At 73.4% G+C, this 22,948-nt stretch carries 16 protein-coding genes; 5 read left to right on the top strand and 11 right to left on the bottom strand.

Features of this window, described 5'->3' with window-relative positions; genetic code table 11:
* Window positions 1-14: 14 nt before the first annotated feature.
* Both ABZS77_RS05610 and ABZS77_RS05605 read right to left on the bottom strand, forming a co-directional pair.
* Window positions 15-1,295, bottom strand: coding sequence for a multidrug effflux MFS transporter (locus tag ABZS77_RS05610; protein ID WP_354817726.1), 1,281 nt, complete (start codon window positions 1,293-1,295; stop codon window positions 15-17).
* 187 nt (window positions 1,296-1,482) lie between these two features.
* On the bottom strand, window positions 1,483-2,652 hold the full coding sequence (locus ABZS77_RS05605) for an acyl-CoA dehydrogenase family protein (RefSeq protein WP_354817723.1): 1,170 nt from the start codon (window positions 2,650-2,652) through the stop codon (window positions 1,483-1,485).
* Window positions 2,653-2,902: 250 nt separating this feature from the next.
* On the opposite strand from ABZS77_RS05605, the gene ABZS77_RS05600 reads away from it, so the two are divergent.
* Complete coding sequence (locus tag ABZS77_RS05600; protein WP_354817720.1) at window positions 2,903-4,330, top strand: UDP-glucose/GDP-mannose dehydrogenase family protein; 1,428 nt, start codon at window positions 2,903-2,905, stop codon at window positions 4,328-4,330.
* A gap of 150 nt (window positions 4,331-4,480) precedes the next feature.
* Window positions 4,481-9,367, top strand: a complete 4,887-nt coding sequence (locus ABZS77_RS05595; protein WP_354817717.1) for a permease — start codon at window positions 4,481-4,483, stop codon at window positions 9,365-9,367.
* A gap of 84 nt (window positions 9,368-9,451) precedes the next feature.
* Here the strand turns inward: ABZS77_RS05595 and purE are convergent, their stop codons facing one another.
* From purE to mca, 6 genes are all read right to left on the bottom strand, one after another.
* On the bottom strand, window positions 9,452-9,943 hold the full coding sequence (gene purE, locus ABZS77_RS05590) for a 5-(carboxyamino)imidazole ribonucleotide mutase (RefSeq protein ID WP_354817714.1): 492 nt from the start codon (window positions 9,941-9,943) through the stop codon (window positions 9,452-9,454).
* Window positions 9,940-11,115: a 5-(carboxyamino)imidazole ribonucleotide synthase gene (locus tag ABZS77_RS05585; protein WP_354817711.1), complete on the bottom strand. Its 1,176-nt coding sequence runs from the start codon at window positions 11,113-11,115 to the stop codon at window positions 9,940-9,942. The genes purE and ABZS77_RS05585 overlap by 4 nt, the downstream gene beginning before the upstream one ends.
* A gap of 101 nt (window positions 11,116-11,216) precedes the next feature.
* Window positions 11,217-13,262 carry a thioredoxin domain-containing protein gene (locus tag ABZS77_RS05580; RefSeq protein ID WP_354817708.1) on the bottom strand — a complete coding sequence of 682 codons (2,046 nt, stop codon included), beginning with the start codon at window positions 13,260-13,262 and terminating at the stop codon, window positions 11,217-11,219.
* A 40-nt stretch (window positions 13,263-13,302) separates the two neighbouring features.
* A complete protein-coding gene (locus ABZS77_RS05575; protein WP_354817705.1) occupies window positions 13,303-15,825 on the bottom strand; it encodes a bifunctional diguanylate cyclase/phosphodiesterase in 2,523 nt (840 codons plus the stop codon).
* Window positions 15,826-16,004: 179 nt separating this feature from the next.
* Window positions 16,005-16,298: a hypothetical protein gene (locus tag ABZS77_RS05570; RefSeq protein ID WP_354817702.1), complete on the bottom strand. Its 294-nt coding sequence runs from the start codon at window positions 16,296-16,298 to the stop codon at window positions 16,005-16,007.
* Window positions 16,299-16,346: 48 nt separating this feature from the next.
* Window positions 16,347-17,228 carry a mycothiol conjugate amidase Mca gene (mca, locus tag ABZS77_RS05565; protein ID WP_354817699.1) on the bottom strand — a complete coding sequence of 294 codons (882 nt, stop codon included), beginning with the start codon at window positions 17,226-17,228 and terminating at the stop codon, window positions 16,347-16,349.
* Window positions 17,229-17,429: 201 nt separating this feature from the next.
* On the opposite strand from mca, the gene ABZS77_RS05560 reads away from it, so the two are divergent.
* Entirely contained in the window at window positions 17,430-17,870 is a 441-nt protein-coding gene (locus ABZS77_RS05560) for a DUF4307 domain-containing protein (protein ID WP_354817696.1), read from the top strand.
* A 156-nt stretch (window positions 17,871-18,026) separates the two neighbouring features.
* Window positions 18,027-18,524 carry a transcription elongation factor GreA gene (gene greA / locus ABZS77_RS05555; protein WP_354817693.1) on the top strand — a complete coding sequence of 166 codons (498 nt, stop codon included), beginning with the start codon at window positions 18,027-18,029 and terminating at the stop codon, window positions 18,522-18,524.
* Window positions 18,525-18,573: 49 nt separating this feature from the next.
* Here greA and ilvA read toward each other — a convergent pair whose 3' ends face one another.
* Genes ilvA through ABZS77_RS05540 form a run of 3 tightly spaced genes read right to left on the bottom strand, consistent with a single transcriptional unit; the run spans window position 18,574 to window position 22,412 of the window.
* Window positions 18,574-19,794 (bottom strand): threonine ammonia-lyase, encoded by a 1,221-nt coding sequence (gene ilvA / locus ABZS77_RS05550; protein WP_354817690.1) that lies wholly within the window; start codon window positions 19,792-19,794, stop codon window positions 18,574-18,576.
* A gap of 53 nt (window positions 19,795-19,847) precedes the next feature.
* Window positions 19,848-21,257, bottom strand: a complete 1,410-nt coding sequence (locus ABZS77_RS05545) for an amidase family protein (RefSeq protein WP_354817687.1) — start codon at window positions 21,255-21,257, stop codon at window positions 19,848-19,850.
* Between the two features lie 12 nt (window positions 21,258-21,269).
* Window positions 21,270-22,412, bottom strand: a complete 1,143-nt coding sequence (locus ABZS77_RS05540; protein WP_354817684.1) for a cystathionine gamma-synthase — start codon at window positions 22,410-22,412, stop codon at window positions 21,270-21,272.
* 67 nt (window positions 22,413-22,479) lie between these two features.
* Here ABZS77_RS05540 and ABZS77_RS05535 point away from each other — a divergent pair, with 67 nt between their 5' ends.
* Window positions 22,480-22,902, top strand: a complete 423-nt coding sequence (locus tag ABZS77_RS05535) for an HIT family protein (protein WP_354817681.1) — start codon at window positions 22,480-22,482, stop codon at window positions 22,900-22,902.
* The last annotated feature ends 46 nt before the right edge of the window (window positions 22,903-22,948 follow it).

Raw genomic sequence — 22,948 nt, 5'->3', positions numbered from 1 at the left:
CAACCGGCCCGCCCCTAGTGCATGGCGACTGCCAGGTCCGGGTCGACCGTGCCGAGGTCGGCGCGAGGAACGACCAGGACCATGACCGCCAGCGCCGCGGCCATACCGCCCGCGACGACGATCGCCATCGGTACGCTCCCCGTGCCGAACAGGCCGGCGAGGGGCGCCGACAACGCGCCGACGCCGAACTGCACGGCCCCGAGCAGCGCAGCGGCGGTCCCGGCGGCCTCGCTGTGCCGGCTCATGGCCAGCGCCGGGGCGTTCGGCAGGGCCAGGCCGGCGGCGGCCAGGACGAGCCACAGCGACGCGAGCAGGGTGCCCAGGCCACCGATGCCGGTGACGGCGAACAGGACCAGCAGCAGCCCGGCGACCGTACCGGCGACCAGGGCGCTCATGAGGATCTGCTGCGGGGTGTAGCGGCGCAGCAGCCGCACGTTGAACTGGGTGGCCGCGATGAGGCCCACGGCGCCGGCCCCGAAGGCCAGGCCGAACTGCTGCTCGTCGAGGCCGTACTGGTCCTGCAGGACGAAGGACGACCCGGACACGTACGCGAACAGGGACGCCATGGCCAGCCCGGCGACCAGCACCAGACCGACGAAGGCCCGGTCGTTGAGCAGCCCCCGGTAGTCGCGCACGGTCGCCGCCACCCCGCCGTGGCGGCGTCGCGTCACCGGAAGGGTCTCCGGCAGTCGCAGCGCGGCGACGACGATCAGCAGGGCGCCCAGCACCGCGAGCGCCGCGAAGACGCCCCGCCACTCGGTCCAGCGCAGCAGGCCGCTGCCAAGCGTCGGCGCGAGGATCGGCGCCAGCCCCATCACCAGCATCAGGCGGGAGAAGATCCGCGCGAAGGACGCGCCGCTGAACAGGTCGCGGACGACGGCCGTGGCGACCACGGTGGCGGCGGCCACGCCGAGACCCTGGAGCACCCGCAGCGCGCCGAGCACGGCGATGTCGGGTGCGAAGACGCACAGCACGGACGCCACGATGTGCACGGCCAGGCCGGCGAGCAGTGGCAGGCGCCGGCCGACGACGTCGGAGACCGGCCCGATCAGCAGCTGGCCGAGCGCGAGGCCGAGCAGCGTGCCCGTCAACGTCAACTGCACCGCGGTCTCGGTGGTCTGCAGACCGGCGGTGATGGCGGGCAGCGCCGGCAGGTACATGTCGATGGTCAGTGGGCCGATCGCGATCAACGCGCCGAGCACCAGGACGAGCTGGACGCGTTGACGGTTAGTCATCAGGTCGCCGGGCAGCGCCTCCACGTCGGGGGCGGTCTTCTCCACCAACTGCTTCGTCATCTCGATCTCTCTGGGTTAGGTCGTGCGTCGTCGGGCGAGCAGTGGTGGGGATCGGTTTCGGTGATTCTCACGTGCTGACAACGTCACAGACCCGTATGACATCCCCACTGTGGGGGGACTCACGGACGCACGACGACCGCCCCACCGCCGGCGTGGCGGTGGGGCCGGGGACGCGAGCGGGTGGCGGCTAGGCGATGCCGGCCAGCAGTTGACGTGCCATGACGATGCGCTGCACCTGGTTGGTGCCCTCGTAGATCTGGGTGATCTTGGCGTCCCGCATCATCCGCTCCACCGGGTAGTCCCGCGTGTAGCCGTAGCCACCGAGCAGCTGCACCGCATCGGTGGTGATCTCCATGGCGGCGTCCGAGGCGAAGCACTTGGCCGCCGCGCCGAAGTAGGTGAGGTCCGCGTCACCACGCTCGGACCTCCCGGCGGCCGCGTACGTCAACTGCCGGGCCGCCTCCAGCTTCATGCCCATGTCGGCGAGCATGAACTGGACGCCCTGGAACTCGGCGACCGCCTTGCCGAACTGCTTGCGCTCGGCCACGTACCCCTTGGCGTAGTCGAGCGCGCCCTGCGCGATCCCGACGGCCTGCGCGGCGATGGTGACCCGGGTGTGGTCCAGGGTCTTCATGGCGGTGGCGAAGCCGGTGCCCTCCGCGCCGATCATGCGGTCGGCGGGGATGCGCACGTTGTCCAGGTAGACCTCGCGGGTCGGCGAGCCCTTGATGCCGAGCTTCTTCTCCGGGGCACCGAAGCTCACACCGGGATCGGACTTCTCGACGACGAAGGCCGAGATGCCCCGGGACCGGGCGGCCGGGTCGGTGACGGCGAAGACGGTGTAGAACTCGGACACGCCGGCGTTGGTGATCCAGCGCTTCACGCCGTTGAGCACCCAGTGATCCCCGTCACGCACCGCCCGGGTGGTCATCGACGCGGCGTCGCTGCCCGCCTCGGGCTCGGAGAGGCAGTACGAGAACATGGCCTCGCCGGCCGCGACGGGCGTCAGGTAGCGGCGCTTGAGGTCCTCGGAACCGGACAACAGCAGCGGCATCGTGCCGAGCTTGTTCACCGCCGGGATCAACGACGAGGACGCGCAGGCGCGGGCCACCTCCTCGATCACGATGGCGGTGGCCAGCGCGTCCGCGCCCGCCCCGCCGTACTCCTCGGGGATGTGCGGCGCGTGGAAGTCGGCTGCCCGCAGGGCGTCGTAGGACGCCTTGGGGAACTCGGCGGTCTCGTCGGCCTCGGCGGCGTGCGGGGCCACCTTCGCCGCGCAGACCTCACGGACCGCCTCCCGGATCGCCTGGTGCTCCTCGGGCAACTGGTAGACGTCGAACGACTCGCCTGCGGCCATGTCGGCCCCTCCCCTTCACCGCTATCATGCGCAGTCTGTGACGTCTCCTGACCGCCGAACGCGCAGACTGAAGACTAGCGACTGCAGTTCAGGTGATGTTACCGGCGCGTAGGTATGGGCATGACGGAGCACCCACGCGGCTGGGCGATGATGGAAGACAGACAAGTGAGCCACCCTCCGGTGCCCGCCCAGGCGCCGCAGCAGAATGCGACGCGACGACGCGCCGCCAGTGCGAGCGGAGAAGACAGGCGTGACGATCCCCTACCCCACCACCCAGCCGACCCCCGCCATCGCCGCGGTGTCGCCGCCCTCGGGTGCGCCTCGGCCCCGGGTGACGTTCCTGGGGACCGGATACCTCGGTGCGACGTACGCCATCTGCTACGCCGAGCTGGGCTACGAGGTGCTCGGGTTCGACGTCGACGCCGACAAGATCGCGATGCTGAACGCCGGTCAGGTGCCGATCCACGAGCCCGGCCTGGACGAGCTGCTCAAGCGCAACCTCGCCGCCGGGCGGCTGCGGTTCAGCACCGACATCGCCGAGACCGCCGAATTCGGTGACGTGCACTTCATCTGCGTCGGCACCCCGCAGCGGGCCGGCGGGATGGGCGCCGACCTGTCGTACGTCGAGGCGTCCGTCACCAGCCTCGCGCAGCACCTGACCCGCAAGGCGCTGATCGTCGGCAAGTCCACCGTGCCGGTCGGCACCGCCGAGTGGGTGGAGCAGCTGGTCGGCAAGCACACCCCCGGCGACCTGGGCGTCGAGGTGGCGTGGAGCCCCGAGTTCCTCCAGGAGGGCTTCGCCGTCGACGACGTGCTGCGCCCCAACCGGATCGTGGTCGGCGTGAAGAGCGAGTGGGCCAACAGCATGCTCTACGCCGCGCACAAGGGCGTCTTCGACCTGGCCGCCACCGAGGACCGCGAGGTGCCCCTGGTGGTCACCGACTTCGCGACCGCCGAACTGGTCAAGGTCGCCGCGAACGCCTTCCTCGCCACCAAGATCTCCTTCATCAACGCGATGGCCGAGGTCTGCGAGGCCTCCGGCGGGGACGTCACCCAGCTGGCCCGGGCCATCGGGTACGACCCGCGCATCGGCAACCGGTTCCTCCAGGCCGGCCTCGGCTTCGGCGGCGCGTGCCTGCCCAAGGACATCCGCGCCTTCCAGGCCCGCGCCCAGGAGCTGGGCGCCGGCGAGGCGCTGCGGTTCCTGCACGAGGTCGACCTGATCAACCTGCGCCGCCGCACCCGGGTCCTCCAGCTCGCCGCGGACCTGCTCGGCCGCCGCTCCGGGCCGGCCGGTCCGGACTTCTCCGGCACCCGGATCGCCGTGCTCGGCGCCACCTTCAAGCCGAACACCGACGACGTCCGCGACGCCCCGGCGCTCGCCGTCGCCGCACTGTTGCAGAAGGCCGGCGCCGATGTGCACGTGTACGACCCGCAGGGCACCGAGAACGCCAGGCGCGCCGTGCCCGAGCTGACCTACGAGGTCGGCATCAACGAGGCGGTCGCCGACGCCGACCTGGTCTGCGTCCTCACCGAGTGGGCCGACTTCCGCAACGCCGACCCGGTCGCCCTCGGCGAGTTGGTCGCCGGCCGCAAGGTCGTCGACGGCCGCAACTGCCTCGACTCGACACTGTGGACACAGGCCGGCTGGGAGTACCGGGGCATGGGCCGCCCCTGACGGACCCGACGTCAACGGCCGGTCACGGAGCACTCTCCGCGACCGGCCGTTGACGTTGTTTGCCCCGGACCCGCCGACAAGTGTCGAAATCCGCGCCAGCTTTGGGCATGCTGCGACAGTGGGAGTCCACAGTGCGAGCGGAGGGGTGTCGTGGCGACCTTTCAGTGCACCTCGTGCGGTCGGGAGATCAAGCCGGCCGTGCGCTGCCCGCACTGCGGCGCCGACCAGCCGCAGTGGGTCGAGCACCTGGCCGACATCGAGCGTTCGATCGCGGAGATGAAGGCGCGGGACGCCGCCATCGCCCGCGAACAGCGGCAGATCGCCGCCAAGATGCAGGCCGCGCTCTTCCAGCGGGACATCCTCGCGCACGCCGGCGAGGAACGGATCAAACAGGCCACCCGGCCCCGCCGGGTGTTGCGTCGCCGCCCCGGCCGCCGCCCACCGACCGCCACCACCGGCGCCCCGCCACGCGTGCCCCGCCAGGGCACACCGCACACGCCGGAGGACCCGCCGCCACCCCCGCCCCGACCGTCCTGGCTGGACGCAGACGACCCGGAGCACCCGCCGGAGGCGTCGTCGCGGGAGGTACAGAACATCCCCCTCGGGTTGGGCGCGCTGCTGCTCGGCGTGGCCGCCGTGGTGTTCGCCGCGGTGGCGACCAGCTCGATGGACGCGCTGGCCCGACTCGGCATCCTGCTCCTGGCGACCGCGCTGATGCTGCTCGCCCCACCGGCGCTGGCCCGGCGCGGCCTCACGTCGACCGCCGAGACGATCTCCGCGGTCGGCCTGCTGCTGGTGCCGTTGGCCGGCAACGCGCTCTGGGCGGTCGACCGGGTCGGCGTCACCGGCGCGATCTTCGCCGGGGTGATCTTCGCGGTCACGGCCGCCGTCGCATTCGGGTACGCCAGGTGGACAGGTCTGCGCGTACCCCGCTTCGCCACCGTCCTCGCCGCGCAGCCGGTGCTGCCCCTGCTCGCGTACGACCGGGTCACCGGTCCGGCCGGCTGGGCCCTGGTGCTGACCCTGGTCGCCCTGTTCGACCTGTGGCTGACCCGCTCCGGCGTGGCGCTCGAACGACCCGTCCGGCAGGACCTGCCGGACCCGGCCACACCCCCGGCACCCCGCCAACGCGACACCGAGAGCCGACCGGAGGCCGACCCGGAGGAAGCCGCCGAGGTGGTCGACGCCACCCCCGCGCGCCCCGACATCCGACCGACCCGCCCGGTGCCCGGGCTGCGCGAGCTGATCTGGCTGCTGCACGCTGCGGCGGTCGCGGTCGCCCTGGCGTACGCGGTCACCGCCCTGCTGCGCGCACAGACCGTACCGACGGCGGTCAGCGCCGGAGCGGCGCTGCTGCTGGCCGCCACCGTGGGGCTGGCCGGCTCGCTGGTGCTGCGGCGCCCGCCCCTGCCGGACGTGGGGGCCGGCATCCTCACCCTGGCCATCATCGGCGCGCTCGGCCGGGTCGTCTCGGTGGCGCTGCCCGGTCGGTCGCTGCTGCTGATCGCGGCGGTCATCACGGTCACCGGGCTGGCCGTACGCGCCGTCCCCGAGGCCGCCCGGCGCGGCCCACAGATCGCCTCGGCGGTGGCGCTCACCGTCAGCGGGCTGGTGGTCGCCGGAGGCGCGCTGCGCGCCGGGGTGGCACCCGTCCGGGCGTCACTCCCCGCCTGGGCCGCCGACCTGGACCGCCACCCGGCCGAGCTGGCGGCCGCCGTCGGCCCCACGACCTGGCAGCTCGCCGCCGCCGCGTTCCTGCTCACCATCGCCGCCGTCCTGGCCCTGCCACCGGAGATCCGCCGCGAGTTCGCGGTCGCCGGCGCCGCGCTGACCGCGCTCGCCGTACCTGCCTCCTTCGGCCTCGGTTGGGCGTCCGCGCCCTGGCCGATGGTCCTCACCGCGGTCGGCATCGGGGTGACCGGTCTCTCCGCGCGTACCAGCCGGGCCGCTCTGGCCCACGGTGTCGGCGCGGCCGTGGTGGGCCTGTTCGGCGCGGGCGCCAGCCTCGCGCGGCCGACGCTCACCGCGGCGGTCCTGCTCACCCTCTTCGCGGCCGGCGCGTTGGTAGCGCTGGCACCCCGGGTCCGACTCGCCTCCGAGGCCGCCGACACGGTCAGCGCCTGGGCCGCCGGCGGCGCCGCCTTCGCGCTGCCCGGCGCGGTGGCCGCGTTCGTGGCGTCCACCGTGCCGGTCGATCCCACCCCCACCCCGGCCAGCCTCCGTGAGGCGACCGTCCCGGTGCTCGCGGCGAGCTTCCTCGCCGTGTGCGTGACCCTCGGGTACGCCGCCGTCGTGCAGGTCTCCCAGCGGCGCATCCCCCCGCCGCTGTCGGTCGGCACCGGGCTCGGCGCGCTGGTGGTCACCGCCGCCGCCTTCGGCGCGCCCGGCGCGACAGTCGCCGACGCCTGGGTCGGCGCGCTGCTGCTGGTCGCCGCCGTGCTGCTCTTCCTGGCGCCGTCCATCGACGCCGGCCGCCGCTCCGACCTCACCCTGGACGGCTCCGACCTGGCCGCCGCGGCGGTGACCACCGCGCTGATCGCGACACTGGTACGCATCGCCGCGGTGCTCACACCGGGCGGGCAGTTGGCGGTGGCCGCCGGCCTGGTGCTCGTGGTCGCCGTGGGCGCCCGCGCCATGCCTGAGGAGTGGCGGCGGGGGCCGATCCTCGGCATCGCCGTCGGCGGCGTACTCATCGGTGTGCTCGCCGGTTGGTCGGCGCTGCGCGGCGGGGTGGGCGTGCTGGCGACCCCCGGTCCGATCTGGGACGGCGACCTGAGCGGCTGGCCGGCCGCGCCGACCGGCGGCTCCACCTGGCAGGCCCCGGTCGCGCTGGCGCTGTTGGCCGTCGCCGCGGGCATCCTGCTCCCGCCGCCGTGGCGGTGGGACGTCTCCGGCGCGGCCGTGGTGCTCGCCACCATCGGCGCGCCGGCCGCCTTCGACCTGCCCTGGTGGTCACCGGTCCTGGTCGGCGGAATGGTCGCCACCGTCTTCGGGATGGCCTCGGTGGCGACCGAGGAGGCCCGCGCCGCGCTGTCCCGGGCCACCGTCGCCGGGGTGGTGGCGCTGCACGCCGCCGGGGCGGGCCTGGTCCGGCCGTGGACAACCGCGCTGGCGCTCGGCAGCATCGCGCTGATCGGCATGGTGGTGGCCTCGCTGGCCCGCGTCCTGGCCGGGCCACAGGTGACCGACATCGAGACCGAAGGGATGCCACCGCACCTGGCGCAGATTGGCGGCGCGGCGACCGGTGCCGCCCTGCTGGCCCTGCCGGGCGCGGTGGCGGCCCTGTCCGCCGAGTTCGACCACTCCGCGCAGGTGGTGCTCACCGCCGCGCTGGCCGCCACCAGCCTCGGCCTGGCCGCCGCGGCGGCGGTCCGCCGACACGTCCCGCAGTACCTGCCCTGGGTCAGCGTGGCAGTGGTCGGCGGGGCCACCATCAGCGCACTCGCGGCGATCCCCACCGGTCTCGCCGCGGGCGTCTACGCGGCCGCCGCCGCCCTGCTGGGCGTGCTCGCCGAGCTGATCCGGGCCGCGACCGTGCCGCCGACCGCCTCGGCCCAGCCGGTACGCCGGTGGTCGGTGCTGCTCAACGGCGCGCTGCGCCGGCTGCCCGACGACCCGGACAACCGGCGGTGGCGGGTCAGCCCGTCCGCCGGCGCGCTGGCGGCAGCGGCCCTGCCGACCGTCCTGGCACTCGTGTCGATCGCGCCCGCCCTGTTCACCGCCCTGGTCGAGCCGCACCGCACGCTGACCCGGATCTGGCAGGGACCACCACCGGAACTGCTCACCCCGCCCCCGGACGTGATCAACCCCACCCACGTGCTGACCGCGTTGCTGCTCACGGCGACCGCGGCGCTGGCCGCCACCGGTTTCAGCGGCGGACGACGGTCCCGGGCCGTTCCGGTGGTGCTGCCCGGCGCCGCCGTCACGCTGCTGATCACGCCCATCGCGCTGGGTCGGGGCTGGCCGGCGAGCACCGTCGCCGCGCTCTCCGTCTTCACCATCGCGATGCTCGGCCTCGCCCTGACCCCGCCGCCGCCGCTCGTCGACCCGGCCCGCTCGCTGCGACTCGCCCGGGTGCTGGTGTTCGTCATCGGCCTGACCGCCGGCAGCGCCGGTCTGGCCGGCAGCCTGGCCACCCGGAACATGACCCTGTTCACCCTCGGCAGCGCGGTCGGTGTGGGCGCGGTGGCGGCGTTCTACGGCACCACCCAGCGGGCCCGCATCCTCGGCTGGCTCTTCGCCTCACTGATGGCGCAGCTCTTCGTGCTCACCGCCGGCCTCGTCGCCGGGCTGGCCGCCGTCTGGTCCGCGTTCGGGGTGCTCGCCGTCGGGGCGGCACTCCAGGTGTGCGCGGCGACCCTGCCCCGCCTGCGCCGGCCGGAAGCCCAGCGCGAGGCCTCCACAGTGGAGTGGAGCGGGTACGCGGCGGCACTTATCGCCCTGGCCCTCGCCTTCGACTCGCCCCGGCACATCGCCGCCCTGCTGGCCGCCTGGGGTGCGGTCCTCGGCGTGGCCGCCACCCGACCCGGCCGCCGGCCGGTGGAACGCCGGATCCTGTTCTGGTCGGTGGTGGCCTGCGAGATCACCGCCTGGTGGATCCTGATGCGGGTCGCCGACGTGGCGCTGCCCGAGGCGTACACGCTGCCGTTCGCCGCGCTGGCCCTGCTGGTCGGCGTCCTGGAGCTGCGCCACCGACCGGACCTCAGCAGCTGGGTGGCGTACGGGCCGGCGCTGGTCGCCGCCTTCGTGCCGACCCTGGCGATCGTGCTGGCCACCGAGTCGAGCACCCTGCGGCAGATGCTCCTGCTGCTCGGCGCCGTCGCGGTGCTGATCTTCGGCTCGTCCAGCCGTCAGCAGGCACCGGTGATCGTCGGCGCGTCGGTCACCGCGATCGCCGCCATCCACGCCCTGTTCAATCTCGGCCCGTGGCTGGCGCTGATCCCCGTCGGCATCCTGCTGCTGGTGCTCGGCGCCAGCAACGAACGCCGCCGCCGCGCCCAGGAACGCCTCCAGACAGCCCTGAGAGGCATGAGATGAAACCGGAGGGTCACGGCAGCGTGGATGAGTGGGGACGGTGAGTCGGCCGGGCTCGTGGGCCGCTGCGACCCTGCCCTGCGGGGGTCAGGGCAGGGTGGCGTGGAGGGTTGCTTCCTTCTCTGCCACCAGCTTCTCCAGATCCTGCTGGTAGGTCACCATGCGGGCGCGCAGCGCCTCGTCGGCCGCCCCGAGGATCCGTACGGCGAGCAGGCCGGCGTTGCGGGCGTTGCCGATCGACACCGTGGCCACCGGCACACCGGCCGGCATCTGCACGATCGACAGCAGCGAGTCCATGCCGTCGAGGTGCTTCAGCGGCACCGGCACACCGATCACCGGCAGCGGCGTCACCGAGGCGACCATGCCGGGCAGCGCGGCGGCCCCACCCGCGCCCGCGATGATCACCTTGAGGCCCCGGTCGGCGGCGTCGCGGCCGTACTCGATCATCGCCACCGGGGTCCGGTGCGCCGAGATCACCCGGACCTCGTACGGCACACCGAAGTCGTCGAGCACCTCGGCCGCCGCCCGCATGGTCGGCCAGTCCGAGTCGCTGCCCATGATCAGCCCGACGGTGCTCACTCGTGCCCCTCCCGCAGCCAGCGCACGGCACGCGCCGCCCGCGCCCGTACGTCGTCCAGGTCGTCGCCGAGCACCGTCACGTGCCCGACCTTGCGGCCGGGCCGCACCTGCTTGCCGTACAGGTGCACCTTCGCACCCGGCTCGGCGGCGAAGAGGTGGTGCAGCCGCTCGTCGATCGACATGCCGCCCGGCTCGCCACCGAGCACGTTCGCCATCACGACGACCGGCGCGGTCAGCGCGGTGTCGCCCATCGGGTAGTCCAGCACCGCCCGCAGGTGCTGCTCGAACTGGGAGGTCCGGGCACCCTCGATCGTCCAGTGCCCCGAGTTGTGCGGGCGCATGGCCAGTTCGTTGACCACGATCGCGGGGCGGCCGGCCGCGTCGCGCACCTCGAACAGCTCCACGGCGAGCAGTCCGACCACGCCGAGCGCGGTGGCCAGGTCGATGGCGAGCTGCTGGGCGGCGACCGCCAGGTCCTCGTCGAGGCCGGGGGCCGGGGCCAGCACCTCGACGTTGATGCCGTCGCGCTGGACGGTCTCGACGACCGGGTACGCGGCCACCTGACCGAACGGCGATCGCGCCACCTGCACGGCCAACTCCCGACGCAGCGGCACCCGCTCCTCGACGATCAGTCGAGTCCCGCCGGCGAGCAGCGTGGTCGCCAGCTCGGTGGCCTGGGCTGCGTCGTCGACCATCCAGACGCCCCGGCCGTCGTAGCCACCCCGGGCGGCCTTGAGCACCACCGGCCAGCCGCGCCGCGTGCCGAAGTCCACCAGGTCGGCCGGCTCGCCGACCGGCCGCCACGCGGGGTTCGGTGCGCCCAGCTCGGTCAGGCGTTCCCGCATGACCTGCTTGTCCTGGGCGTGCAGCAGCGCGTCCGCCGGCGGGTACAGGGACACGCCCTCCGCGGCGAGTGTGCGGATGTGCTCGTTGGGCACGTGCTCGTGGTCGAAGGTGACCACGTCGCAGCTCTTGGCGAAGGTGCGCAGCGCGGCGAGGTCGGTGTGATCCCCGTACTGGACGTCGGCGGCGACCAGCGCCGCGCCGTCGTCGGGGGCCGCCGCGAGCACGCGCAGTGACTGGCCGAGGGCGATCGCGGCCTGGTGGGTCATCCGGGCCAGCTGGCCGCCACCCACCATGCCGACAACGGGTAGTCCGGTACGGGAATCCATAGCGCGGCCAGCCTATCCGGGCCACCGGCGTGGCCACCCGCAGGGCCGGCGGCGCCGGTGCGGGCGACCACGTGTCGGCACCGCCGTGGCAGGGGCGGCGGCTACCCGGCGCTACCGAGTTCGGCGACCAGCTCCTCGACCGAGGTGACCGGTCGCTGGCAGACGAAACCCCGGCAGACGTACGCGGCGGAACGCCCGTCGACAAGCGGCCGGTCGGCGAGCAGCGGCACGCCGGGCTGGTCCGGGAGCCCGGCCACCACCACCGCGCCGGGCGGGGCGTACCGGCGGGCGGCGGCCACCAGCGGGTCGCCGACCGGGTCGTCGGTCACCACTGCGATCTCGTACGGCCCGGACAGCAGCGCCTCGCCGACCGTGGCGGCGTACCCGGTGAACCGGGCGTGCCGCCCGACGATCGGCGCGACGGTGGCGAGGGCCTCCTCGGCGGCCTCCCGGTAGCGGGTCTCCCCGGTCAGGGCCGCGTACGCGACGAGCCCGGCGACCAACGCGGACCGGCCGGACGGGGTGGCGTTGTCGGTGGGGTCGGCCGGCCGGGCGACCAGCCGCTCCGCGTCGTCGGCCGTGTCGTAGTAGGCGCCGCCGGACGCCGCGAAGTGCTCCAGCGCGGCGTCCAGCAGCTGACCGGCCAGGGTGAGCCAGCGGCCCTCGCCGGTGAGCTGGTGCAGCGCGCAGAACGCCTCGGCCACGCAGCCGTAGTCCTCCAGGACGCCGGCCGGCTCGCCGACCCTGCCGTCGCGGGAGACCCGGCGCAGCCGACCGTCCACCAGGTGCACGGTGGCCAGGTGTTCGGCGGCGTCGCGCATCGCGCCGTCGGCGACGATGGTGACGCCCTCCATCAGGTTCACGTCGTCGTCCTGCGGCGACGCGTACAGCGCGGCGACCTGGAGGAACTCGGCGATGGCGGTGATCGCCAGGCCGTTCCAGGCGGCCACCACCTTGTCGTCGCGGGCCGGCTGGGGGCGGGTGTCGCGGGCCGCGAGCAACTGCCCGACGATCCGCTGCCAGCGGGCGCGGATCTCCGGCGCCACGTCGTCGACGTCCCGGGCGAGCTTGAGCACGCTCATACCGTGCTCGAAGGTGCCGGCCTCGGTCACGGTGAACAGGTCGGCGGCGAAGCGGCCGTCGTCCTCCCCCAGCGCCTCGACGAGCTGGGCGGGCGTCCAGGCGTAGGTGAGCCCCTCTACGCCCTCGGTGTCGGCGTCCAGCGCGGACGCGAACCCCTCCCCCGGCCGGTGCAGTTCGTCGGCGAGGAACCGGGCGGTGTCCCGGGCGATCCGGCGGGCCAGACGGTCGCCGGTGAGCCGCCACAGCTGGGTGTAGACGCGCAGCAGCAGCGCGTTGTCGTAGAGCATCTTCTCGAAGTGCGGCACCGTCCAGTGCGCGTCCACCGAGTACCTGGCGAAACCGCCGGCGAGCTGGTCGTAGATGCCGCCCCGGGCCATCGCCTCGGCGGTGTGCCTGGCGATCTCCAGGCTGCGCGGGTCGGCGGTGCGCTGGTGGTGGCGCAGCAGGAAGAGCAGGTTCATGTGCGGCGGGAACTTCGGGGCGCCCCCGAAGCCACCGTTCGTCGCGTCGTACTCGCCGGCCAGCGTGGCGGCCGCGGCGTCGAGCAGCGCGGCGTTTAGCGGCGCGGTGGGACCACTCACGGCCTGCGCACCGCCGATCGCCTCGACCACCGCCGCGCCCTGGCGCAGCACCTCCTGGCGCTGGTCCGTCCAGGCGGTGGTCACCGACTGGAGCAGCCGGACGAAGTTGGCGCGCGGGAAGTAGGTGCCGCAGAAGAACGGGGTGCCGTCGGGGGTGGCGAAGACCGTCATCGGCCAGCCGCCCTGCCCGGTCATCGCCTGGGTGGCGGTCATGTAGACCGCGTCCACGTCCGGACGCTCCTCGCGGTCCACCTTGATCGACACGAAGTTGTCGTTCATCAGCGCGCCGACCTGCTCGTTCTCGAACGACTCGTGCGCCATCACGTGGCACCAGTGGCAGGCGGCGTAGCCCACCGAGATGAGCACCGGAACGTCGCGCCGCTTCGCCTCGGCGAACGCCTCGTCGCACCACGGCCACCAGTCGACCGGGTTGTCGGCGTGCTGGAGCAGGTACGGACTGGTGGCGTCGGCGAGTCGGTTCACCCGACGACCATAACCACACCCGCCCGGGCGTGCCCGGCGGTCAGGAGGCGCCGTCGGCGCGGAGCCGGAAGACGTTCGACTCGGCGGAGTCGCGCAGCGACCCGAGCACCGCGCCGATCTTGTCCGCCGGCATCGGCTTGAAGAAGTGGTAGCCCTGCGCGGAGGTGCAGCCCAGCTCGGCCAACGCCATCCGCTGCTCGGCGGTCTCCACGCCCTCGGCGACCACCCGCAGGCCCAGCTCGTGAGCGAGACCCACGGTGGTGCGGACGATCGCCGCCGCCTCCGGCGAGTCGGCCATCCGGATCACGAACGAGCGGTCCACCTTCAACTCGTCCACGGCGATCCGGGTGAGGAAGGTCAACGAGGAGAACCCGGTGCCGAAGTCGTCCACGGCGAGCTGTACGCCCATCGACCGGAGGGTGGCCAGTACCTCGTCGATGACCTCCAGTTCGCTCATCACCACGGTCTCGGTGATCTCCAACACGAGCCGGTGCGGTGGCACCTGGTGTCGGCGCAAGGCGTCCGCGATCTCCGCCGGCAGCCGGGGGTCCAGGAGGCTGCGCGCCGACAGGTTCACCGAGATCGGTACGTCCAGCCCGTCCCGCGCCCAGCCGGCGGCCACCCCGAGGGCCTTGTCCACCACGTACCGGGTGAAAGTGCCGAGCTGCTCGCTGTTCTCCACCGGACGGATGAAGTCGGACGGGCCCAACCAGCCCCGCCGGGGATGCTGCCAGCGGATCAGCGCCTCCACACCGGTGGGCGCGCCGGTGGCCAGGTCCACCGCCGGCTGCAACGCCAACACCAGCTGGTCGTCGACCTTCAACGCCTCACGCAGCTCGGCCAGCAGGGCGAGCTGGTCGGTGCTCGCCGCGTCCCGGCTGCCGTCGTACGCGGCGACGCTGCCCCCGCCCTCCTTGGCCTGGTACATCGCGATGTCGGCCCGGCGCAGCAGCTCGGTCATGTCGGCCGTTCCGGCGTCGGCGACGACCACCCCGACCGACACCTCGATCGACATCCGCACCCCGGCCACCTCGGTCGGGGAGGCCAGCCGCTCGGCGATCTCCCGGGCCTGGCGCAGCGCGTGTGCCAGCGGCGCTGCCCGGTCGCCGAGCACCGGCACGGACGTGAGCAGCAACGCGAACTCGTCGCCACCGAGCCGGCCGAGCAGGTCGCCGGACCGGGCCATCGCGCTGAGCCGGTTCGCGGTCAGCCGCAGCAGCTGATCACCCGCGGCGTGCCCGAGGGTGTCGTTGACTTCCTTGAACTGGTTGATGTCCAGCAGCAGCAGCGCCACCGGATGGTCGTGGGCGAGTTGACGCAACGACTGGTCGCCCTTGCCGAGCATGGCCGCCCGGTTGGCCAGCCCGGTGAGCGGGTCGTGCACCGCCTCGTACGACGACCGTGCGGTCACCAGCCGCAGCTCGCGGTGGGTCGCGGCGTCGTGCAGCGCGGCGGCCAGCGCGTCGCCGAACGCGGCCACGGCGTCGCGTTCCCGGTTGCTGGGCGGGGCGGAGCGCGGGAACCGGACCCGGAGCCGGCCGACCGGCGCGGCGCCGACCGAGAGGGCCCGGACCAGCTCGTGCTCGTCCGGCTCCGACAGGTCCGGTGGGCCCACCTCCCGGTCGACCATCTGGCCGCCCGCGTCACCCCGGTAGCGGCGCCACCGGCCGTCCGCACGCGCCACGTCGACGTCCACCAGTTCGGCGTTGAACAGCGCCAGCGCGCCGGTGACCGCCGCGCTGGCCGCGCCCCGCTCGTCGAGCTGGTTGAGGGCCGCGGTGGCCTCGGCGAAGGCCCGCCACGTCCGGCGTTCCTGGTCGGCCCGCAGCCGGTAGCGGTAGGTCTGCTGGAGCAGCCAGAGCAGCGGCGGAAGCAGGAGCAGCCAGCGCGCGTCCAACTCCAGCAGAGCGACCACCACCAGGCCGACCGCCACGTTGCCGACGAACATCAGCAGTTTGCCGCGCAGCGCCGCGAGCAGGGGCGGGCCGATCGGCAGACCGTGCCGCAGGCCCAGCGTCACCCCACCGAGCCAGGCCGTCACCAGCAGGTAGGTCACCGAGCCGGCGATCACGGCCAGCGCCAGCATCGGCGTGGGCGCGGCGAGCAGCGGCTCCCCCAGCGCGGTGGCCACGGACACGGCCAGCGCCGTGGCGGCGGCCAGCGACGCCGCGATCCGGACGATCTCCAGCGCCGGGCGGCGGTCGTTGTGCAGCGAGAGCACCGTCCAGGACAGGCCGGCGCCGAGCAGGGTGGCGGACGGCAGCCAGCCGGCGGGCGCCAGGTAGAGGCAGACGATCAACGCCGCCTCGCCCCACGTGATGCTGACCATGCCGGCGGGCGAACGGAACCGCAGCCGGGCGAGCTGGGCGACGGCGACGACGCCGACGACGATGCCGAAGCGCGCCGGACCACCGAGTGGGTCGTCCGACGGCAGGCTGGCCGGCAGGGTCAACCCCACCGTGGCGGCGGCGACGGCGGTCAACGTGACCGCGGCGGTGAGCACGAGCAGGCGTACCGGCGTGCCGCGCAGACCGAGCCGGTCGCCGACCGGGCCGGAGGTCATCGACCTCCCCCGTCAGGCGACCGCGTGAGGGTACGACGGGCGGCCGGTGCTGTGACTCTCATCGGCGCCCCCTCCCGCGCACGGCTCGGGGACTTTTGGTCCCCCCGGCGGAAGGCTAAGCCAAACCGGGTGGTCGCAACAGGGGGCGACCACCCGGTTGGGCGTGAATCATGCGGGGACTACCCGTTCCGGTGCTGCTGGTGCCCGTTGGGAGCGGGCGTGGATGAATCACGGCCGCCGGTCCCGTCTGTCGGATCAGCGACTGCCGCGTCGGCCCTGGTCGGGTCGGTCGGCCGCCCCTGCTGGGGGAACCGGTCGGGCAGCCGGCGGAGCCGGGCGTTCATGTTGCGGATCAGCAGGATGGTCGCGGTGGCCAGCAGCAGGATGAGGAAGAGGCCCATCGGGCCGGCCAGCCCACCCGTGCGGGTGTCCCCGAAGTTGTTCTCCGCGAGCACCTGGGCAGCGGTCAGCATGGCGTTCCTCCGATGTGCGGTGTGTTACCAGGGTAGCGCTGCGGTTTGTCAGCGCGCGTGCACCGTCTCCCGGACACCGGCGAAGAGGTCGGACTCGGGCAGCGGGGTGTCCACCATCGATCGGGCCAGCTGGAAATCCTCGGTCGGCCAGGCCCGCTGCTGCAACTCCATCGGTGCCTGGAACCAGAAGCCGTCCGGGTCGACCTGGGTGGCGTGGGCGAGCAACGCGGCGTCACGGACCGGGAAGTAGTCGGCGCAGTCCACCCGGGTGGTGATCCGCTGGCCCTTGTCCGGCCTGTCCTCCAGGCGCTTGACCCAGTCGTCGTACGGCGACTCCCGACCGGCGGCGAGCATGCCCTCGTGCAGGGCCAGGATCTTGGCCCGGGAGAAGCCCACGTCGTAGTAGAGCTTCAGTGGCTGCCACGGCGCGCCCAGGTCGGGGTAGCGCTCCGGGTCGCCGGCGGCCTCGAAGGCGGCCACGCTGACCTTGTGGCACATGATGTGGTCGGGGTGCGGGTAGCCACCCTCCTCGTCGTACGTGGTGACCACGTGCGGCCGGAACTCACGCATCAGCCGTACCAGCGGACCGGCGGCCACCTCGACGTCCTGGAGGGCGAAGCAGCCCTCGGGCAGCGGTGGCAGCGGGTCACCCTCGGGCAGCCCCGAGTCGACGAAACCGAGCCAGGCCTGGTCGATGCCGAGGATCGCGCGTGCGGCGTCCATCTCGGCACGCCGGATCTCGGCGATGTTGGCCCACACGTCGGGCCTGTCGAGTTTGGGGTTGAGCACGCTGCCGCGCTCACCGCCGGTGCACGTCACCACCAGGACGTCCACCCCTTCGGCGATGTACTTCGCCATGGTCGCCGCACCCTTGCTCGACTCGTCGTCGGGGTGCGCGTGGACGGCCATGAGACGCAGTTGCTCTGCCAACTTCGGCGCTCCTCGTCTGTGCCGGACGGGTGGACCCGACCGGACTCGACCGGCTTGACCTGCCGGGGATCCTCCCGCCCCCGCCCGCCTGTCGCACCGAGCGGGGCCCGACCTGCCGATCCTGCCGTTGAGCCGGGTGGGAGGATGGACTCTGTCATTCTTGCCGATGCCGCCGACAACAACGCCAGGAGATGCCCCCCGGTGACCGAGACGCACGCCACACTTTCCCCGGGCGCGCCACCATTCCCCGCCGGGCGCTACGGCCGCCGCCGCGAACCGGGCGGCAGGACCCGTCGTACGCTGCTGGCCGCGCTGGCCCTGCTGGTGCTGGTGGCCGCGCTGACGCTGATCTCGGTACGGCTCTACAAGCAGTACGGCGACCCGGCGTACGACGCACAGGTGATCACGTACACCGACATCACCGAAAGTCAGGTGCTCCTCGACTTCCGGGTGACAGTGCCGCCGGGCGGCTCGGCGGTGTGTGTGCTGCGCGCCCGCGACCGCGCGGGTGTCGAGGTGGCCCGCGAGGAGGTCACCGTCACCGCGGCCCCGGGCGACCGGCACGTCACCACCCGACACCGGCTCGCCACCACCGCACGGCCGTTCATCGGCGAGGTGCTGCGCTGCCGACCCCCGGCCTGAGCTGGGCAGACGTCGCTTCCGGGGCGGGCCGGAGGTCGGCTACCCGTGGTGGTGCGGACGGGCACCGCCGGTGATGGCCGACACGCTGTGTCGTACCGCACTGGTAACTTGGTAGTTCACCTGTCAGCCAGCCACGCACAACTGAGGAGACCGCCTGTGTCCACTGGCAACGAGGCGCCCGCCACCTGGCTGTCCCAGGACGCGTACGACCGCCTCCAGGCCGAGCTCGACGAGCACATCGCCAACCGCCCGGCGATCGCAGCCGAGATCAACGCTCGCCGCGAGGAGGGCGACCTTCGGGAGAACGGCGGCTACCACGCCGCCCGCGAGGAGCAGGGCAAGGCCGAGGGTCGCATCCGCTACCTCCAGGAGCTGCTGCGTACCGCGAAGGTCGGCGAGGCCCCGACGGCGGACGCGGTGTCGCCCGGCATGGTCGTGACGATCTACTTCGACGACGACACCGACGACACCGAGACGTTCCTGCTCGGCTCCCGGGAAATCGCGGCTACCACCGACCTGACCGTCTACAGCCCCGAGTCCGCGCTCGGCAAGGCGATCCTGGGCGGTCGGTCCGGGCAGACCTGCACCTACACGGCGCCCAGCGGCGCCGACATCAAGGTGACCGTGGTCAGTTTCGAGCCCTTCTCCGGCTGAGGCCGCTCGCTGACGCACACCGCTTCCGAGGCGTGACACCGAACAGGTGTCACGCCTCGGCTGCGAAGTCCACCTGGTAGCCGCTGGCCCGCAACGCGCAGATCAGCGTGTCGGAGTGCTCGACACCCCGGGTCTCCACCGACAGCGCCACCTGCACCTCGCCGAGGCTCAGGTGCGGGTTGGCGCGCTGGTGCTCGACGTCCACCACGTTGGCCCGGTGTTCGGCGATCTGGCTGAGCAGCGAGGCGAGCTGCCCCGGCCGGTCCGAGCAGCGCACCGTCACCCGCAGGTAGCGACCCGCGGCGGCCAGTCCGTGCTCGATCACCCGCATCATCAGCAGCGGGTCGATGTTGCCGCCGGAGAGCACCGCGACCACCGGTGTCCGTACCTCCACCACGCCGGCCAGCAGCGCGGCCACACCGACCGCGCCGGCCGGCTCGACGACCTGCTTGCCCCGCTCCAGCAGGGACAGCAGCGCCCGGGAGATGTCCTCCTCGGTGACCGTGACGATCTCGTCGACCAGCTCGCGGACGTGGTTGAAGGTGATCTCACCGGGCCGGCCGACCGCGATGCCGTCCGCGATCGTGGCGAAGGCGGGCAGCCGGACGGGCTCCCCGGCCACCAGGGAGGGCGGGAAGGCCGCCGCACCCGCCGCCTGCACACCGATGATCCGGATGTCCGGCCGCAACGCCTTCGCCGCCACCGCCATCCCGGAGATCAGCCCGCCGCCACCCACCCCGGTGATGATCGTCTGCACGTCCGGGCACTGTTCGAGGATCTCCAGCGCCACCGTGCCCTGCCCGGCGATCACGTCCGGGTGGTCGAACGGATGGATCAGCACCGCGCCGGTCCGCTCGGCGTACGTCTGGGCGGCCACCAGCGCCTCGTCGACGGTGTTGCCGGCCAACTCGACCTGCGCCCCGTACCCCTTGGTCGCGGCGACCTTCGGCAGCGGCGCGTTGACCGGCATGAAGACCGTCGCGTGCGTACCGACCAGGCCGGCCGCGAGGGCCACGCCCTGCGCGTGGTTGCCGGCGCTCGCCGCGACGACGCCGCGCTCCCGCTCGTCCGCCGACAGGCGGGAGATCCGCACGTACGCACCGCGCACCTTGTACGAGCCGGCGCGCTGCACGTTCTCGCACTTGAGCCACGTCGGCCCACCCAGTTGCGCGCTCAGCGGCCGGGAGGGCTCCAGCGGGGTGGTCCGGATGACGCCGTCGAGCAGTTTCCGCGCAGCCCGCACGTCGTCGAGGCCGACCAGTTCCGTCATGCCCCGATCGTGCCACCCGGCCACTGGGCTGCCCGCGCCGACCGGCCCGACGATCACGCGGCGGCCGGTGACCCCGTTCCGACGCGGGGATAGCCGGGGGCGTGACGCGACCAGGGCGCGGCCATCTCGAACTGACCGGCCACGCCGAGCAGCAGCAGCTCCGAGCCGGGCGGGCCGACGAGTTGCACGGCCACCGGCAGGCCGTCCGGGCGGCGGCCCACCGGCACGACGATCGCCGGCAGGCCGGCGATGTTCCACGGCGCCGCGTACGGGGCGTACCTGATGTTTGCCGTCATGTTCGCCCGCCAGGACCGGTCGGACCAGCGTGCCGCCTCCGGCGGGGCGGAGGCCAGCGCCGGGGTGAGCAGCAGGTCGACCGAGTGGTCGGTGAAGAAGTCCACGGACCGCTGCCGCCACGCGGCCCGTTCGGCCTCCCGCACGTACCCCCGACGCTGGGCCCACTCGCCGAGCGCGACGTGCCGTCGGGTACGCCGTTGCAGGCCGCGCCGGTCCAGGCCGGCGGCCCGTACGTCGGTGGCGGCGGCGGCGAGCCAGGTGGCGATGCCCTGGAGGCCGAGCGCGGTGGGGTAGACCGGGTCGGCGGGCACGGTGTCGTGCCCGGCGGCGGCGAGGAGCCGACCGGCGGCGGCGACCGCGTCGCGGTTCGGCGCGTCCGGCGACACGCCCCGCACGGGTGAGCGCAGCGAGACGCCCACCCGCAGCCGCTGCGGGGGGACCAGCTTCTCCGGTCGCCGTCCGGCGAGCACCGAGAAGCCGACCGCCGCGTCGGCGACCGTGCTGGTCAGCATGCCGTGCTCGGTGAGACCGAACCAGTCGTCCGCGCCGAGCTGGCAGGGGACCACGCCCCGGCCGGGCTTGAGCCCGACCAGACCGCAGCAGGCGGCGGGGATCCGGATCGAGCCGAGCCCGTCGTTGCCGTGGGCGATCGGCACCAGGCCAGCCGCCACCGCGGCGGCCGCGCCGCCGGAGGAGCCACCGGGGGTACGCGAGCTGTCCCACGGGTTGCGGGTGACCGCGCTGCCGTCGTCGGTGAGCGCCCAGAGGCCCAGCTCCGGCATCCTCGTCACGCCCAGGATCACGGCGCCGGCGCCGCGCAGCCGACGGACCACCTCGTGGTCGGCCTCCGCGACGTCGGTACGCGCGGCCGCCGACCCGTTCCAGGTGGGCAGCCCCGCGACCGGCGTGTTCTCCTTGACCGCCACCGGCACCCCGGCGAGGGGCAGGTTGGCCAGGTCCTCCTGCTCGTCGACCTTCTCCGCCTCGGTGATCGCCTCGCCGCCGCGAACGGCGCGGAACGCGGCCAGTTCGCGGTCGGCCGAGGCGATGTGCTCAAGGTGGTCGGCGACGACCTGGGTGGCCGAGACGTCACCTCGGCGTACGCCCCGGGCGATCTGCTTGGCGGTCGTCCCGACCCAGGTCGCCTTGATGTCCTGCACGGCCATCCTCCCCAGCGGTCAGCCCAGTGCCTGCTCCAGATCGGCGAGCAGGTCGTCGACCGTCTCGATGCCGACAGACAGTCGCACGAGATCGCCGGGAACTTCAAGCGGCGAGCCGGCAGCACTTGCGTGTGTCATCCGGCCCGGGTGCTCGATCAGGGATTCCACGCCGCCGAGCGACTCGGCGAGCACGAAGAGCTTGGTGCGGTTGCAGATCTCCACGGCATGGTCCTCGCCGCCGGAGGCGCGGAACGAGATCATGCCACCGAAGCGGCGCATCTGCTTCGCGGCGACCTCGTGACCGGGGTGCGAGGGCAGCCCCGGATAGATCACTTCGGACACCTTGGCGTGCCCGTCGAGGTAGCTGGCGAGGCGCTCGGCGTTGTCGCAGTGGCGGTCCATCCGTACCCCGAGGGTCTTGATGCCGCGCAGGGTGAGCCAGGCGTCGAACGGCCCGTTGATCGCGCCCATCGCGTTCTGGTGGTAGCGCAGTTCCTCACCGAGCGCGGCGTCGGCGACGACGAGGGCGCCGCCCACCACGTCGGAGTGCCCGCCGATGTACTTGGTGGTGGAGTGCACGACGACGTCGGCGCCGTGCGCGATCGGCTGTTGCAGGTACGGCGAGGCGAATGTGTTGTCGACGACGAGCAGCGCGCCCGCGTCGTGCGCGACACCGGCCAGGGCGGCGATGTCGGCGATGCCGAGCAGCGGGTTGGTGGGCGTCTCCACCCAGACGACCTTCGTTCGGCCGGGCTGTACGGCGGCCCGGATCGCGGCCGGGTCGGAGACCTTGGCCGGGGTGAACTCCAGGCCCCAACGCTGGGCGACCCGGGCGAAGAGCCGGTACGTGCCGCCGTACGCGTCGTCCGGGATGATCACGTGGTCGCCGGGTTGGCAGACGGCCCGCAGCAGGGTGTCCTCGGCGGCCAGTCCGCTGGCGAAGGCGAGCCCGACCGGGCCGCCCTCCAGCGCCGCCAGGCACTCCTGGAGGGCGTCGCGGGTCGGGTTGCCGGAGCGGCTGTACTCGTAGCCGAGCCGGGGCGCGCCGACGGCGTCCTGGGCGTACGTGCTGGTCAGATAGATCGGTGGAATCACCGCGCCGGTGCGGGCCTCAGGGTCCTGACCGGCGTGGATGGCGAGCGTCTCGAAGCCGTGACTCATTCTGGTGAGGCTAGTGCCCCGCCCGGCGGGGCGTGGCGGAGCCGGGTGGCCGGCATAGCCTGGACCGATGAGCGGGTGCGTGTTCTGCGGGATCGTGGCGGGTGCGGTGCCGGCGTTCCGGGTCGCCGACGAGCCGGACGGGGTGGCGTTCCTCGACACCCGGCCGGTGTTCCGGGGGCACGTGCTGGTGGTGCCACGGGTGCACCTGGTGACCCTGGCCGAGCTCCCGGCCGACCTGCTGCCCGGCTACTTCGCGCTGGTCCGACGGCTGGCCGTGGCGGTGGAGACCGGTCTGGGCGCCGGTGGGACGTTCGTGGCGATGAACAACAAGGTGTCCCAGTCGGTGCCGCACCTGCACACCCACGTGGTGCCGAGGACCAAGGGCGACGGGCTGCGTGGCTTCTTCTGGCCGCGGACCCGCTACGACGACGACACCGAGGCCCGGGCGTACGCCGAGCGGGTCGCCGCCGCCCTGCCGGCAGGGGCCTGAGTCACACCGACGCGGGTAAGGAAGGGGTACCCACCGGTGTTACACG

The sequence above is a fragment of the Micromonospora sp. NPDC005298 genome, assembly GCF_040607375.1.
GTDB lineage: Bacteria > Actinomycetota > Actinomycetes > Mycobacteriales > Micromonosporaceae > Micromonospora.
Note: the sequence above shows the minus strand (reverse complement) of the source record. Positions and strands in the feature narration are given on the sequence as shown.